This is a genomic window from Microcoleus sp. Pol12B4 (assembly GCF_036701385.1).
Lineage (GTDB): Bacteria > Cyanobacteriota > Cyanobacteriia > Cyanobacteriales > Microcoleaceae > Microcoleus.
The window spans coordinates 1-15,233 of sequence record NZ_JAUBQR010000041.1 but is presented as its reverse complement, the minus strand read 5'-3'; the positions used below and the strand labels follow the sequence as shown (position 1 = coordinate 15,233).

General features: G+C 43.7%; 14 protein-coding genes. 11 read left to right on the top strand and 3 right to left on the bottom strand.

Going from position 1 to position 15,233, the window contains the following annotated elements; genetic code table 11:
* Positions 1-140: 140 nt before the first annotated feature.
* The 4 genes from QUA38_RS08320 (at position 141) to QUA38_RS08305 (ending at position 5,827) form a co-directional block, all read left to right on the top strand.
* Positions 141-740: a hypothetical protein gene (locus tag QUA38_RS08320; protein WP_333160803.1), complete on the top strand. Its 600-nt coding sequence runs from the start codon at positions 141-143 to the stop codon at positions 738-740.
* A 126-nt stretch (positions 741-866) separates the two neighbouring features.
* The gene (locus QUA38_RS08315) at positions 867-1,958 is read left to right on the top strand and encodes a DUF6745 domain-containing protein (protein WP_333160801.1); all 1,092 of its coding nucleotides are present in this window, start codon (positions 867-869) and stop codon (positions 1,956-1,958) included.
* Between the two features lie 305 nt (positions 1,959-2,263).
* Positions 2,264-3,445 (top strand): sulfate adenylyltransferase, encoded by a 1,182-nt coding sequence (gene sat, locus QUA38_RS08310; protein WP_333160799.1) that lies wholly within the window; start codon positions 2,264-2,266, stop codon positions 3,443-3,445.
* A 207-nt stretch (positions 3,446-3,652) separates the two neighbouring features.
* Positions 3,653-5,827 (top strand): caspase family protein, encoded by a 2,175-nt coding sequence (locus QUA38_RS08305; RefSeq protein WP_333160797.1) that lies wholly within the window; start codon positions 3,653-3,655, stop codon positions 5,825-5,827.
* A 225-nt stretch (positions 5,828-6,052) separates the two neighbouring features.
* Here QUA38_RS08305 and QUA38_RS08300 read toward each other — a convergent pair whose 3' ends face one another.
* Positions 6,053-7,321 carry a valine--pyruvate transaminase gene (locus tag QUA38_RS08300; protein WP_333160795.1) on the bottom strand — a complete coding sequence of 423 codons (1,269 nt, stop codon included), beginning with the start codon at positions 7,319-7,321 and terminating at the stop codon, positions 6,053-6,055.
* Positions 7,322-7,585: 264 nt separating this feature from the next.
* Between QUA38_RS08300 and QUA38_RS08295 the strand changes: the two genes are divergently transcribed.
* The 4 genes from QUA38_RS08295 (at position 7,586) to QUA38_RS08280 (ending at position 10,799) form a co-directional block, all read left to right on the top strand.
* Complete coding sequence (locus QUA38_RS08295) at positions 7,586-7,813, top strand: hypothetical protein (protein WP_333160793.1); 228 nt, start codon at positions 7,586-7,588, stop codon at positions 7,811-7,813.
* Between the two features lie 96 nt (positions 7,814-7,909).
* The gene (locus QUA38_RS08290) at positions 7,910-8,452 is read left to right on the top strand and encodes a peroxidase-related enzyme (protein ID WP_333160791.1); all 543 of its coding nucleotides are present in this window, start codon (positions 7,910-7,912) and stop codon (positions 8,450-8,452) included.
* A gap of 21 nt (positions 8,453-8,473) precedes the next feature.
* Positions 8,474-9,679, top strand: coding sequence for an adenylate/guanylate cyclase domain-containing protein (locus tag QUA38_RS08285; RefSeq protein WP_333160789.1), 1,206 nt, complete (start codon positions 8,474-8,476; stop codon positions 9,677-9,679).
* A gap of 280 nt (positions 9,680-9,959) precedes the next feature.
* Positions 9,960-10,799 (top strand): Tab2/Atab2 family RNA-binding protein, encoded by an 840-nt coding sequence (locus QUA38_RS08280; protein WP_333160787.1) that lies wholly within the window; start codon positions 9,960-9,962, stop codon positions 10,797-10,799.
* 144 nt (positions 10,800-10,943) lie between these two features.
* On the opposite strand, the gene QUA38_RS08275 is transcribed toward QUA38_RS08280, so the two are convergent.
* Positions 10,944-11,150: a hypothetical protein gene (locus QUA38_RS08275; protein WP_333069727.1), complete on the bottom strand. Its 207-nt coding sequence runs from the start codon at positions 11,148-11,150 to the stop codon at positions 10,944-10,946.
* A gap of 209 nt (positions 11,151-11,359) precedes the next feature.
* On the opposite strand from QUA38_RS08275, the gene QUA38_RS08270 reads away from it, so the two are divergent.
* From QUA38_RS08270 to QUA38_RS08260, 3 genes are all read left to right on the top strand, one after another.
* Entirely contained in the window at positions 11,360-12,232 is an 873-nt protein-coding gene (locus tag QUA38_RS08270; protein WP_333160785.1) for an S-methyl-5'-thioadenosine phosphorylase, read from the top strand.
* Positions 12,233-12,399: 167 nt separating this feature from the next.
* Positions 12,400-13,728, top strand: coding sequence for a three-Cys-motif partner protein TcmP (tcmP, locus tag QUA38_RS08265; RefSeq protein ID WP_333160783.1), 1,329 nt, complete (start codon positions 12,400-12,402; stop codon positions 13,726-13,728).
* Positions 13,729-13,734: 6 nt separating this feature from the next.
* The gene (locus tag QUA38_RS08260) at positions 13,735-14,673 is read left to right on the top strand and encodes a radical SAM protein (RefSeq protein WP_333160781.1); all 939 of its coding nucleotides are present in this window, start codon (positions 13,735-13,737) and stop codon (positions 14,671-14,673) included.
* 128 nt (positions 14,674-14,801) lie between these two features.
* Here the strand turns inward: QUA38_RS08260 and QUA38_RS08255 are convergent.
* A partial coding sequence (locus tag QUA38_RS08255) for a tetratricopeptide repeat protein (RefSeq protein ID WP_333160780.1) occupies positions 14,802-15,233 on the bottom strand: 432 nt, incomplete at its 5' end.

Sequence of the window (15,233 nt, the reverse complement as noted above, 5' to 3'; positions counted from 1 at the left end):
AGTCTGAGCGAATAGAGAAGAAGGAAGAAAAGAGAGGTTGACAAAATTTTGCAAGGGTTGCTATACAAGGGTGTTTAGCGTTTATTAACTCGCTTTGTCTCTCCAAGTAATCTAGAATTTCAGCGACTTATCTGAAAAATATGCCTTACAAATCCTTTACTTTCCAACAATTAAAAGAGCGATTTGGATTGGAACCGTCACTCAGTCCTATTTTGAATGCCAAGATTGTTCCTGTAGAACCCTCCGAATGGCTTTGGAGAACCCTCGAAATTAGTTCTAACACTGCGGTTACAACTGCAAAAGAACGTTCCGAACGGATTATTTCTCCTCTTTTGTTAGAATTTAGGGAAAGGAACAACAGACAATTTTCTATTTTTTCTGGTTGGTCGTTTGATGTAGATGTTGAGCAGGGATTGAATGGGGAATGCGACTTTCTATTATCTTCTGTGCCGTTTGACTTTGAAATTAAAGTTCCCGTTTTTGCATTGAGAGAAACGAAAGGCCCAAAAATAGAATCTTGTCTGCCACAGTGTGCAGCACAAATGGTAGCGGCTCAGCTATTTAACGAACGCGAACGCAATTCCATACCTGCCGTATTTGGCTGCGTAACTACTGGCGTTGTCTGGCGTTTTCTTAAATTAGATGGAAATAATTTAATTATTGATACTGATGTTTATTGTGTCGATAATGTTCCTATGATTTTAGGTGTGTTGCAAACAATCGTTAATTTATATCAATAATTTGACCACTCTAACAAAATAGGTTTGTAGGGATAATTTCGTTATTTTGGCAAACTTAATGATATTTATTACGGGATGCGAAAGCAAAAAAAAATTGACTGCAAATCAAATAATCTAGCTCTACAAATGATCGCAATTAATACAAAAAAAATAGCGCTAATTCCGATTTATCGCGAGAAGTGGCGACAAATTGGACTTTCGATAAAACCAGTCGATCGCCCGCAAGCGACAGCGGCCATCAACACCGCCTACCACATCATCGGCTGTCCTGAACCGGAAATTATTTTCTGTGACAGCCCTTACATAGCTTTGCAAGCTGTTGAAGCGCTAAGGATATGCGATTCGGGTCCGGGAATGGCCAGCGAACTCAGAAACAAAATTCATAATGCATTGTACGATATATTAAGAAGTCAACTCGACAGGGAACTGGAAAATCAAATTTACAGCAAACTCTATAATCCGTTGTACGCTCAACTGATGAATCAACTGCACCTTCATGTTAAAGACGAAGTTTACGTCAAATTAGCAAGGAATTTGGGCGGGAGATTTCAGAGATTCCGGATCGATCAAGCTGATATTAATAACAGCATATTTTCAGAACTGTCAGCCTGTCACGGAAGTTGGGTGGATTTTTGTATAGGCGTGTTAAATTTAGAGTACGATCGCCCTTTATACTCAGCCTTTAAATCTTTAGTGGAAAACTGCGGCTGGATTTACCCGTTTGAGAAAAAGTGCTTTGTGTGCGATCGCCCGATCCAACTTCATTTTGATAGTGAATGTTTGCTCCACGCAGAAGGTCAACCAGCGGTTGAATTTGCTGACAAGTTCAGTGTATACTCTTATCGTGGCGTGCGACTGCCGGAAACAATCGGTCAAGTTCCGCCGCAGTCTTGGCAAGCTTCATGGCTGTTAACAGAACAGAATGCCGAAGTGCGGCGAGTTTTGATTCAGGCGATCGGCTATCCGAGAATTTGTCAAGAATTGCAAGCAACTGAATTGGATACTTGGCAAGAATATACTTTGTTGAAAATTGACAATAATATTGACATAGAGCCAATTTATTTGTTAAAGATGACTTGTCCGAGTACGGGACACCTTCACGCTTTGCGAGTGCCTCCAAAAGTGCGATCCTCTTCGAGGGCTTCGCTAACGGCTAAAGAAGCGATTAGCTGGGTAAATTGGGGAATAGATCCCGAAGAATTTCAAGTCCAGACTTGACCGAAAGCATCCAGGATACCAGCCCCCGGATTCATCCGTCCAGAAATAAAAAACCTGTATCCGATAAAGGAGCCCCCGAATTTATCCGTGGGGTCAATGCTTCAATTCTTTAATCTAAAATCTAAAATCTAAAATCGATTGACGTGAAAGTTTAGAGTTTGGAGTGGGGGAGTTTACAGTTAAAGAATTACAGCGCCACAAAAGCAGCGTTCTGCACCAGTCCAGAACAATTAAAAAATGTAGAATTGCAGCCACCGCTTGATACTATGTACTCTGGCAGCTAAAACCCACAACTTCAAATCGACATGAGCCAGCATTCAGACCGCATTGCCCCTCACGGCGGCACCCTGGTCAACCGCATTGCCACACTAGACCAAAGACAAGAATTTTTCGATAAAGCAGAAGTCTTGCCGCGAGTCCAGCTTTCGGATCGATCGATCTCCGATCTGCAAATGATCGCCATCGGCGCCCTGAGTCCCCTCAAAGGCTTCATGAACGAAGCTGATTATCGATCGGTAGTCAAACAAATGCGCCTCTCCAACGGCCTTCCTTGGTCGGTTCCCATCACTCTCTCGGTAACAGAAGCAGTCGCTGACACCCTCAAAGAAGGCACTTTAGTGCGCCTCGACACCGCGGCGGGCGAATTTGTCGGACTCTTGGAGCTCGCAGAAAAATACCGCTACAGCAAAGAAGAAGAAGCCCTCAACGTCTACCGCACCGACGACATCAAACACCCAGGCGTCCAGGTAGTCGACAAATCCGGGCCCGTTAACCTCGCAGGCGATGTTTGGCTGCTGGAACGCGAACTAGATGTCCGGTTTCCCCAATACCAAATTGACCCGGCGAAATCGAGAATACTGTTCAAAGAAAAAGGATGGAAAACCATAGTCGGTTTCCAAACCCGAAACCCCATCCACCGCGCACACGAATACATCCAAAAATGCGCCTTAGAAACAGTAGACGGCTTGTTCCTGCACCCGCTAGTCGGGACGACAAAAGAAGACGACATCCCGGCTGATGTGCGGATGCGCTGCTACGAAATTCTGCTAGAAAAATACTATCCAAAAGATCGCGTAATTTTGGCAATTAATCCGGCGGCGATGCGCTACGCCGGGCCGCGAGAAGCAATTTTTCATGCTTTAATCCGCAAAAACTACGGCTGCACTCACTTTATCGTGGGGCGCGATCACGCTGGAGTTGGCGATTATTACGGCACTTACGATGCCCAACATATTTTTGATGAATTTGAGCCGGGAGAATTGGGAATTGTGCCGATGAAATTCGAGCACGCTTTCTATTGCAAGCTGACCGAACAAATGGCTACAACTAAAACAAGCCCAAGCACTCCCGAACAGCGGGTGCATTTGTCGGGAACCAAAGTGCGGGAAATGCTGCGCGCTGGAAAATTGCCGCCGCCGCAGTTTTCCCGACCGGAAGTCGCCGCAGAATTAGCCAAGGCAATGAATATTTTCAATTACGAGATTTAAATCTTGAACTTTGGTGTGGGCGAGATTCTGCATAGTTTTGAATTTTGAGTTTTGAGTTTTAAATGGGAAATTTTCAACTTAAAGCTCAAAAGTTAAAACTTAAAAACTCCCTTAATACTAAACACTCACAATCTAATTAATTCCCCTAAAATTATTGAGGGGAATTTAACTTAAAATTCAAAACTTAAAATTCAAAGCTATTTAAAAATGGGACTCAAGCGGCGGGAATTTTTGCAGCAAGCTGGCCGGGTGCTGGCCGCCATCGGAATCAGCGAGGCTTTGTGGCTGCCCTTGGGCGATCGCTACCTCCAAGCCTTAGCACAGCCGACAGCCAGGAAATTGGCTTTGTTGGTTGGCGTTGACAAATATCCAGACTCGCCCCTGCACGGCTGCATCACGGATGTGGAAATGCAGCGGGAACTGCTGATATATCGGTTTGGGTTTGTGCCGTCTGACATTTTGACTTTGACTGACGCTCAAGCTACCAGGGAAAATATCGAGACGGCTTTTGTAACTCACTTGGGCGAACAAGCAAAACCCGGTGACGTGGTAGTTTTTCACTTTAGCGGCTGCGGTAGTCGAGTCAGTTTGGGCGAGTCTCCCGGAAAAATGCAAAACAGTTTGGTGCCGGCGGATGATGTTTTGCCGTTGTTAGCAAACCGGGCGGTGAACGATATTTTAGAGGAAACGCTGTTGCTTTTGATGCGATCGCTCGCGACAGAAAATGCGATCGCCATCCTCGACACCAGCTACAACTATCCGGGTTTCCCCAAAAACGGCAACTTTCGCATTCGCTCCCGCCCCCGCCCCACCATCGGGCAGCCAAGCCTCGCAGAATTAACGTTTGCCGAAGACCTCCGATCCCGCCCAAATCTCCGTCCGGCGGCCGCCGTACTTGCTGCAGGCGCGAATTCCGCACTCGCTGCCGAACAAGAATGGAACGGATTTACCGCAGGTTTGTTTACCTACGCCCTCACCCAAACTATGTGGTGGGTAACTCCCGCTAGCAGCTTCAGCGTCAGTTTCAGTCGGGCGGCGGGTAATGTTGAGCAAATGACGGGGTTATCGCAGCAACCGCAAATTCTCAATCACGATTTCACAACCGCGCCGGCGGTGAATTTTTCAAATTTAATCTTGAATTCGCCTGCATCTGACGGCGCTGTGACGGCGGTGGAAGAGGGGATCAAAACTGTGCAGTTGTGGCTGGGCGGGTTGTCGCCGGGGGTTTTGGAGTGCTCAGGGGGTTCTGTGTTTGCAGTGGATTCCTCGGAGGGCGCGAGGCTTTTGCTGCGGGGACGCACGGGCCTTTCTGCTAAAGCCCAAGTTTTAGACAAGACCGATCGAACTTTCGGCGAATTAACAGTCGGCGAAGTGGTGAGGGAAGAAATTCGGGTATTGCCGCGAAACATCGGTTTGACAGTAGCTTTGGACTCGGGTTTGGAACGCATCGAGCGGGTGGACGCTACCAGCGCCTTTGCGACTGTGCCACAAGTTTCGGCGGTAGGCAGCGAGCAATTGGCTGACTGTCGGTTCGGCAGAGTCCCGGAAACGACTTTAGCCACCGAAACAGTCTCGGCTCACGAGCCTGCTTTGATACAAAGCCGTTACGGTTTGTTTTCTTTGGCTCAAATGCTGATTCCCGATACTGATGGCGTCGGGGGAGAAGCAGTTAAGGTAGCGGTGCAGCGCTTGACTCCGCAGTTGAAAGCGCTGCAGGCGGGAAAGTTGCTGCGGCTGACAGTCAATGAGGGGTCTTCGCGCCTGAAGGTGCGGGCGGTTCTGGCAACTCTCGCACCGCAAGCGCGGGCAGTGGCGCAGCGAGAGCCGCTGCGGGCCGGCGGTGATTATCGCCTGGAACCGCTGAGCGGGGAAAGTGAGAAATCCGCAAGCGCTCACATACTAAGTTTGCCAGAAGGCAGCCGAGTTTGTTATAGATTGTATAACGACAGCGATCGCCCGGTTTACTTTGCGGTGTTTGGCTCGGACAGCGCGGGACGGCTTTCAGTGCTCGGCGCTGAGGGCAAAGAGGCTTTGGGTGGAATGTCGCGCGCGATCGCTCCGGGGGAGAATTTGACCGTGCCAGCGGCTGGGGCGATCGGGTGGGCGGTATCTGGGCCGATCGGACTTGCGGAAACGTTCCTTATATTTAGTGAGAGTCCCTTCGCTCAAACTCTGGCTGCAATAGAAGCCGAAATGCAGCAAACGAGGGATGCCCTGCCAATTCGAGTGTTGTTGAATCCTTTAAATGTGGCGCGGGCGGTACTCGAAGATTTGCACGCCGCTAGCATTTCGGGGGTGCAGAAAGTGGGGATATCGACGGATGATTTGGCTTTGGATGTGAATGTTTGGGCAACTCTGAGTTTTGTTTATCGGGTGGTGTAATTGTTAAAAACTCCTCGCTCATAGTCCGCGATTTCAATCGCTTTTGACCTCAAACTACACCAACGAAGTCCACCTACGCAAGACTGAGAAATCATATCAAATTCGGCTTAAATACCCCATTTATCTCGCTTGTCCCTATGATCTATGCCGAAAGTTTAACTTGCAGAGCGGTTTCAACCGCCGAATCAGAAAGGAGGTGAATTTCGGCGGATTTGGTATAAGAAATCAAGACTGATAAAGCTTTTTCACCATTTGAGCCAAGCGTTTCATTGCAGTTTCAATCTCATCATTTGTTGCAGTCAAACTAATGCGTAAACACTCATGTTTGTGCTGCCAATCTTCCCGCAAACCGGGGAAAAAAGAACTTCCTGGCACGACAATTACGCCAACTTTCTTCAACTCTTGATACAGTTCCCAATCAGTCATTGGCAAATCTTTCAGCCATAACCACGCGAAAATTGCTCCTTCGCCCCGGTGCAAAAACCACGGCAAATCTTTCGGCATTGCTTGTTCTAGGGTGGTTTCTACGATCGCAAATTTGCTTTGATAGTACGGGCGAATTACGTTGATGGAAATATCCGCAAGAGCGCCGGAAGCAATGGCACGAGTTGCGATCGCCTGTCCGTATCTTGGCGAATGAATGCACATATTAGTCTGAAAACATTCTAATATTTGAATGATTTTTTCATCGCCGATCGCAATTCCGATTCTTTCTCCCGGTAATCCGGCTTTCGACAAACTCATACAGTGCACGATATTGCCGCCAAAAATCGGCGTCATTTCGGTAAAATTCAAAGCCGGGAAGGGAGGGCCGTAGGCGGAATCAACGAACACCGGTGCGTCGAAAGCGGCCGCTAAATCGGCAATTTTCTTAACTTCGTCGTCACTGAGAACGTTGCCGGTGGGGTTGCAGGGACGGGAAAAAATGACGCAACCGGTGGTTTGGTCGATCGACAGTTGGCTGAAATCCGGGCGGTATTTGAACCTGTGAGCAGCAGCATCAATATCGAGGGTAGGTTTGCAGGCGACTACCGCTTCGGGAATCAAGCTAACGCCGCCGTAACCCGTGTAGTCTGGGCTCAGCGGTAAAACAATATTTTTAAGCTGTTTGCTGGTAGTGTAGCCGCCGAAAGCGTTGGCTGCGTAGAAATAGATCGATTGACTGCCCGGAGTAATTAGGATATTGCGATCGGTCAAATTCAGTCCGTAACGCTGGTTAAAATCCGCCAATACCGCATTGATAAATGGCTGATAACCTTGACTGGAACCGTAGCGACAAACCACCTCGCCGTATTCTGGGCTCGCCAAAAGTTCCGCTGTGCAGTCGCGCCACAACTGCTCGACTTCCGGCAAAATAACCGGATTTCCGGCGCTCAAATTGATAAACTCCTGCCCGCTGCCGGCTCTGAGTGTTTCAATAATATCTTTCATAATTGCCCGAACTCCCGTGAGGTGGGACATCTGAGCGCCAAATTGAGTCAGGGCAGGGTTCATAGCAAATGCAGCGACAATGATAGAAGTTTACAGTTTACCCATAATAACTCCAGTCGCAGGCGTTAGCCTAGCTTATCTGGGGCATGGGTTGTCGATCGAGCTTCTGATTAATTCAATAAACTCGATCGCACTGCATTTTGTTTTTCCCCTGTGCGCGCGCCGGAGCATAAGATTGAGGGCATTTGTGGAGCTGGATCGATCGATCGAACAGTGTTTTTTGCCGAAAAATTAGCGAACGGAACAGCAATCTCTAATTCAAGAGTTGTGGTAAGATTTCACGCCGTCGCGCCAGATGAATTGCCGATACTTGACAACAACCATTGGGAGAATCTAAAATTAGCCCTACAACCCGATCGCAACAGAATTTTATGGGCTCCTGTTACTGCTATAATTACAGGTTTAATCCAGCCTCAAGAATCAGATTTGTTGCTAACTCATCTTCATGATTCGCGGTTTGTTGACAGCGGTGCATTTTATCATCAATCCGACTAAAGCCAAGATAGGTCGTAACATCGCCCTTTGAGTGGTGTTACATAACAAATACGTAAATCCAAACCAAAATTAACTGCCGTAAATTTAAACAAAACAATGACACACTTTCCACTTGTAGAATACGAGCAACTTACCGATCCTAAAGCCAAAGCAGTGTACGAAGAAATCTTGACAGACTTGGGGTTTGGCATTGTCCCCAACCTGTTCAAGTCAATGGCAATCAACCCTGACATATTAGAAGCAAATTGGAAAAAATTCCGGGGAACAATCCTGCAAGGAGACTTACCCCGCACGCTTAAAGAAATGGTCGGCGTCGCTATTTCCCAATCAAATAATAGCGAGTACGCTCTCCAAGTTCACCTGCACGGATTGTCAGCGTTGGGGATGAGCGAAGAAATCCTGCGAACCCTAGTTTCTGACTTTGCCAACTGCCCTTTGCCAAAACGCGATAAAGCCGTAATTACCTTTGGCTTGCTGGCTGCTACCAAACCGCTGGAAATGACAGAAGCGGATTACCAAAACCTGCGGGATTTAGGGCTAGATGATGCGGAAATATTTGAGATTATAGCTACAGCAGACTTGTTTAGCTTTGTCAACCGATATACCGATTCAATAGCCCTCGAAATAGATGCTTTGTAATCTATATTTTATACCCATATTATGGGCGAGCGGCTAGAAGATCTAGATCGAGAAGAACTTCTGTTGACAGCCCGCCGTTTGTTAGCAGAAGCTCAAGCGCTTTCCATCCGCATTTCCGCTGTCAACGAAGTTGCCACTGCCATTAACCGCACCCTCGATCTCAACCAGATTTTGCGGGTACTAGGCAAGCAAGCCAAATGGTTGCTAGACTTTGAACACTTTAGCGTTTGCCTGCACAGCACTAACGCTTGCATGACCTTATTTGGCCCGCATATTCCTGTAGATATTGCAGCCCTCCCAGAGGGCGGCCCTATTCACAAGGCCTTCAACACACGTCAACCTCAGTTAATTCAAGAAGCGAGTGCTACTGCTATTTTATCCCCCTACGCTTCGCAAATTATCATTCCTTTGGAAAGCGAAGGTAAGGTTTTAGGGACAATTAATTTTGCCACAACCAAGTCGAGAGCTTACACTCAAGAAGACTTGCGGATTGGTTATCTTTTGGCTTTGCAACTATCTTCAGCCATCCGAAATGCTGAACGCTTTAAAGAGATAAATAGCCTGTATTCCGAACTCGATGCTGAAAAGCACAAATCCGATCAGTTACTGTTGAACGTGCTGCCGGTTGAAATTGCCGATGAACTAAAAAATAACGGCAAAGTGGAACCACTGTATTATGATAACGTATCGGTTTTATTTACTGACTTTCAAGACTTTACTCAGTTATCTGAAAAAATGACGCCGCGAGAGTTGGTTGACGAACTAGATTATTGTTTTTCTTATTTCGATCGCGTGATGGATAAATACTCTATGGAAAAACTGAAGACTATTGGCGACAGCTATATGTGCGCTGCAGGAATTCCTACCCCTAGCCCAACACACGCCTTTGACGCTGTACTTGCTGCCATAGAAATTCGACAGTTCATGGCTCTGCGACAAATACAGAAAGCTCAACAAAACATTGCTTATTGGGATATCCGAATTGGCATTCATTCAGGTCCACTACTTGCTGGGGTAATTGGCAATAAAAAGTTTTCCTATGATGTCTGGGGAGATACGGTTAATACTGCATCTCGGATGGAATCTTCCGGCGTACCTGGAAATATCAATATCTCTCATGCAACTTTTGAATTAGTTAGAGATTTTTTTGAATGCGACTACCGAGGAAAAATTTATGCTAAAAATAAAGGCGAGTTGGATATGTATTTGGTTCGCTATCTTAAATAAATTTGGGAAGGGCTAATTGCTAAGGGAGGATGGCTAAGCGAGCCGTTATACCATTTGAGATTTGAGATTTGAGAATGGGGAATTACTGATTATTAGCACGGTTTGGATCGCTGGCCTACAATTACAGCTTTTTAAACGGGAGTTAAATATTGAAATAAAACTCAATTATGAACTGAGAATATATCGCTCGAACTTTTTTCTCACGCGATCGCTATTGTATCGCAATGTGCCCAGGCTATACTAAAATAATCGAGTTGTAGATTTTATTTTTTAATTATTTATGCGTATTTGGCAAGCCGATTTTTACCGTCGCCCTCTCCAAGATGAGGCGGGTAAACCACTCTGGGAACTCTTAATTTGCGACTCGGAAGGCAGTTTTCAATTTAGCGCTTTTTGTCGCCAGGGGGACGCAAATTCTAATTGGCTAGCTTCGCAGTTGCAGCAGCAAGCTCAAACCCAAAATTTGCCCGACTTGATTCAAGTATTTAGACCTCAGTCTCTGGGCTTAATCGAAGCTGCGGGCAAAGTGTTGGGTGTCAAGGTAGAAGCGACTCGGCGCACTGCGGCTTTGAAATTGCTGCTGCAACAGCGCGCCAAAGAATATTCGAGTATGCCTAATTATACAGGTGAAACTTACAGTGCGATCGCCCTAGACTCGCCGCCGCCCGTGCCCTTACCCGAAAACCTCTGGGGCGATGGCTGGCGTTTTGCTTCCCTACCCGCCGGCGACATTGAAGATGCTTTTCAAGGGCGTCCCCTGCCAATTTTGGAAATGCCAGAATTGCTGTTACCGCTGAATTTGGGCTTGGCATCAACAGTACCCGTACCGGGAGTTGTGATTGACGGCGGGCGCCAGTCTATGCGGTTGGCTAGATGGCTTCAGGATGCCAAACCTTTCGCTTTGAATTATATTGCTGGAGAACCAGACGGATTGATATTAGAAGCTGGGTTAGTAGATAGGTGGGTTGTGGCTACTTTTGAAGATAGCGAGGTGAAAGCCGCGGCCCAAATTTACCAGCAGCGCAAGCAATTAAGTAAAAAATTACATTTTTTGTTAGTCCAGCCCGATGATAGTGGCATGACTTATACAGGCTTTTGGCTGTTGAACTATGAGCGATAAGAGGGAAATAATATTATTTGTAATGTTGATCCATTGCGCGCTGAAAAAGAGTACAACCTCGCCCGAACTCAGTTGCCGGAGATACAGACTCAAACACAAATTTTAAAACAGCTTCTTGAGTTAGCAAGAGATTGTGCTGCAAATTTATTCTACAACTAAAATCAATCCGTTTTGGATGCCCTGACAAACTCGGTTGATGTGACACTGGTCTTTTTCGTTAAGACCTTTCTGGGCTAGCATGGCTGATTTCAGCAGCCGTCTGTCAAGGGGGGTAATTTGACGAAAAGCAAAAATACGTTGGACGATCGCCTCGATCGAGATTTTGGGGAGGTTAGCAGAGCTGACTGTCATGGTCTTAACACGCTAAAAGTTGATAACAGAACTGTGTATCTTTATTTTTAAAGATTTTGTGAAGGTACTTTGTGATTAATATCACATATTTTTTGTGACAATATAGTGTATATAGGGTGACTTTTGTCACGAAATCTTCAATTATCTTTACGCCAACTTAACGATGGCCCGATAGAATCACTGTGGTAAAACTCAAGCAGAGGGTAAAAATGGCACAAGCAAAAATCGGAATTATCGGCGGCAGCGGTTTGTATAAAATGGAGGCCCTCAAGGATATTGAAGAGGTGAAAATTGATACACCTTTTGGATCACCATCCGATGCCGCAATTGTGGGAACATTGGACGGTACGCCGGTAGCGTTTCTGGCTAGACACGGCCGCAACCACACTTTTTTGCCCTCAGAAGTGCCTTACCGAGCAAATATTTATGCAATGAAGAGTTTGGGAGTTGAGTATTTAATCTCAGCCTCGGCGGTTGGTTCCCTGAAAGCAGAGGCGAAACCTTTAGATATGGTAGTGCCCGATCAGTTTATCGATCGCACAAAAAATCGAGTTTCTACTTTTTTTGGAGAAGGAATTGTTGCTCACATCACATTCGGCGATCCGGTTTGCGGCGAATTGGCTAAAGTATTGGCAAGTGCGATCGAATCCTTGAACCTCACCGACGTTACCCTGCACCGGGGCGGCACTTACGTCTGCATGGAAGGCCCCGCATTTTCCACAAAAGCAGAATCCCACCTTTACCGCAGTTGGGGGGCGACAGTCATCGGCATGACAAATTTGCCCGAAGCAAAATTAGCCAGAGAAGCAGAAATTGCCTACGCAACTTTAGCATTAGTCACCGATTATGACTGCTGGCACGAAGATCACGACAGCGTAACAGTAGAAATGGTAATAGCAAATTTACACCGCAATGCAGAGAATGCTCAAAAAGTCATTCAAGAAACAGTCCGTAGACTAACAGAAAACCCCCCAGTATCTGATGCACATTCAGCTTTGAAATATGCAATTCTGACTCGGCTGGATCAAGTGCCGACCGCAACTAAGGAGAAAATGGGCTTGTTGTTGCAGAAATATTTGTAGCGAATAGGGCATCGGGCATGGGCCCCATCGCCTAAAAGCATGGGGCATTCAATCTAATTGAGTAAGATTCGCCTATGCTAAACAACTAACAGATAGCCAGATTCGGGTAGTGAAAATTAGTAAAGTATATTAAAATAAAGATAACGCTTATTTAAGGAGCATAAATAATGAGTAATTCTGATACTAAATGGTCGGCTGATGGTACTACTATTCCTAATATTGAACCTCATACTAAAACTAAGCATTTATTAATAGAGCAATATGTTACTGATTTAATTTATACGCTTTATGGAACAGTGTTTCCTCGTGGAACTGATACGTTTACATTTGTAGATGGTTTTTCGGGAGGAGGTACTTACAATGATCTAGAATCACAAAATACTTGGCCGGGTTCACCTATTCGCTTAATTAATGCCGTTCGAGAAGGTTATTTAAAATCACAAAGAACTTATACTCTCAATGTAAAATTTATTTTTATTGACAAAAACAAAGAGCATTTAGAATGTCTAAAAAATGTTGCTATGCCCCAAGCAGGATTAGGACAATTATCGGATGAAAAACCACATACTTTTACAAATGAATTTCCTAAAGGAATAGGTACACGAATAGAACAGTGTGAATTTATTAGTGATGAATTTGAAAATAAAGTTGATTATTGCCTTGAGCAAGCTAAACAAAGAAAAGGGCATTCTTTGTTTTTTCTTGATCCCTATGGATGGTGTGATGTATCTATGGAAAGTTTTAGAAAAATAAATAGTCTTAAAAATAAATCAGAGATTATTTATACATTTATGATTGATTTTATTAAAAGATTTATTTATGACCCAAAGTGGACAGGGAGAACAACTTTTGAACAAATACTTGAAACAGATGGTTATTTTGATATTAATCATTTTCAAACTTTAGATACATTTGGAGAACAAGCAGAATTCAGAAATGAATTAATGAGATTGTTTCGAGATAGAGGGAATGCAAAAAAAATAATTACATTTGCTATGATGCCTAAAAATGACCATAGAGTTTTATATTATTTGGTTCACATTTGTAGTCATCTTAGAGCCTTAGAAGTAATGAAAGATGGAAGCTGGAACTTCAGTAATTTAGACTATCAATATCATTATGATATTTATGGATTTGGATTTAGATCTGCATTGTTTTATAAAGAAAATCAGTTAAATTTGGAGTTAGATATCAACCAAGATAGTGAAAAAGTTTGTCTTAACAAACTTAGTAAAGATATTGATTTTTTGATAAACCAAAATCCAGAAGGTATTCTATTTAAAACACTTTGTGAAAAAACAATGGAACTTAATCCTGCTACCAGGAAACATTATTTTGGATATCTTAAGTTCTTACAAGATGCTAAAGAAATAGAAATTTTTAGAAAAGATAAAAAAATAAAAATTAGCGAGAAGACTGAATTGCAAAATTCTGATATAATCAAACAATTACGTCAAAAAACTTTATTTGATTTAAGGTCTTTTATCCAAAGGTAACTAATTATGATTACGGGAACTGAAACAATAGTCAATCCACTCCAGAAGAGTGCTTTAAATAAAAAAAGTCTATGTGATTACGTTGTTAACATAGCATCGGGCTGTCTACATGGATGTACATTTTGTTATGTTCCTTCGACCCCAAGTATTAGAACACAACAAAAAAGATTACATCAAAAAGGAGTAGATAATCCTCAATTAGATTGGGGAAAATATCTTTTTATTAGAGAGGAAATTCCCGAAAAATTAGAAAATGTTTTGACCAGAAAAAGAAAATGGGAAAATACACCTTCAGGTAAAGGAGTTGTTTTACTTTGTTCCGGAACCGATCCTTATCAAAATAAACAAATAGCAGAAATTACTCGTCAAACGATAAAAATTCTCCTTAAACATAATAAAAAGATTAGAATTTTAACTCGGGGTTTATTGTGGCAAAAGGATTTAGATATTCTCGTTAACCCTAATATTACATTAGGCATGAGTATTCCTTGTATAAATGATGAATTACTCAAAAAAATTGAACCACAAGCACCTTTATCTTCCGATAGATATAAAGCGTTACAAAAGGCATATCAGGCTAATTGTCGTTTATATGTAGCAATGGCTCCCACTCCACCTATGATGACTTTAGATGACTTTAGATTTAATTTAGATAAATTTATGCAAATTAATCCAGAATTAATATTTTGGGAACCCATTAATGCCAGAGGATCAAATGGTCAAAGAATGTTAGCAGCAGGTTTAGATTTTGCCAAATCAATTATGACTAAAAAATCTTGGGCTGAAACTTTTATGAGACAATGGGGATTTATTGAAACAGCAGCAACCGAACTAGAATGTTTAGAAAAAATACATATTTGGCCAGATCCATCCTTAAAAGGTTTTGTCAATGAAGAAAAAATTAATCATTGGCTATATAAGCCAACTATAGAAAAATGGAATTAGTCCTACTAGAATGGGCTAAAGCTCAACTACTAGAACCAGAAAAGGGGTTTCTCAGACAACTTTGGCATCCAAAAAAATATTTTTATATAGAAACCCGGTTTCTTAATTACAGCCGTAGGCTCAATGTATTAATTTATCAACTGCTTGAATGCGTCGTGTTCCCGAATTTTCTCCAAATCAGCTTCACTTTTGGCCAACTCTTTACACACATTCGGATTGAGATTGAGGGCGCGCTTTAAATTTTCAATTGCTAATTCAATTTTACCTTGTAGCGCATAACATCGGGCTTTGTTGTACCAAATTCTGTAAAAGTCAGGCCGGATTTTAGCAGCATTGTCGTAGGAAGCGATCGCCGCTTCGTATTTTTGCAATTTGGAGAGTGCAACGCCTCGATTGTTCCAAGCGTCAGTATAATCATTTTTAATTTGTAGGGCTTGATTGTAAGAAATTACTGCTTGTTCGTACTCCTGCATCTTGGAAAAAGCAACGCCTCGGTTGTTCCAAGCATCGGCATAATCGGGTTTGGCTTGAATTGCTTGTTCGTAACAGCCGATCGCCTC

Bases quoted from the DNA above. Each gene is read 5' to 3' on its own strand.
- QUA38_RS08320 (WP_333160803.1), top strand. From the start codon at position 141: ATGCCTTACAAATCCTTTACTTTCCAACAATTAAAAGAGCGATTTGGA.
- QUA38_RS08315 (WP_333160801.1), top strand. From the start codon at position 867: ATGATCGCAATTAATACAAAAAAAATAGCGCTAATTCCGATTTATCGC.
- sat (WP_333160799.1), top strand. From the start codon at position 2,264: ATGAGCCAGCATTCAGACCGCATTGCCCCTCACGGCGGCACCCTGGTC.
- QUA38_RS08305 (WP_333160797.1), top strand. From the start codon at position 3,653: ATGGGACTCAAGCGGCGGGAATTTTTGCAGCAAGCTGGCCGGGTGCTG.
- QUA38_RS08300 (WP_333160795.1), bottom strand. From the start codon at position 7,321: ATGAACCCTGCCCTGACTCAATTTGGCGCTCAGATGTCCCACCTCACG.
- QUA38_RS08290 (WP_333160791.1), top strand. From the start codon at position 7,910: ATGACACACTTTCCACTTGTAGAATACGAGCAACTTACCGATCCTAAA.
- QUA38_RS08285 (WP_333160789.1), top strand. From the start codon at position 8,474: ATGGGCGAGCGGCTAGAAGATCTAGATCGAGAAGAACTTCTGTTGACA.
- QUA38_RS08280 (WP_333160787.1), top strand. From the start codon at position 9,960: ATGCGTATTTGGCAAGCCGATTTTTACCGTCGCCCTCTCCAAGATGAG.
- QUA38_RS08275 (WP_333069727.1), bottom strand. From the start codon at position 11,150: ATGACAGTCAGCTCTGCTAACCTCCCCAAAATCTCGATCGAGGCGATC.
- QUA38_RS08270 (WP_333160785.1), top strand. From the start codon at position 11,360: ATGGCACAAGCAAAAATCGGAATTATCGGCGGCAGCGGTTTGTATAAA.
- tcmP (WP_333160783.1), top strand. From the start codon at position 12,400: ATGAGTAATTCTGATACTAAATGGTCGGCTGATGGTACTACTATTCCT.
- QUA38_RS08260 (WP_333160781.1), top strand. From the start codon at position 13,735: ATGATTACGGGAACTGAAACAATAGTCAATCCACTCCAGAAGAGTGCT.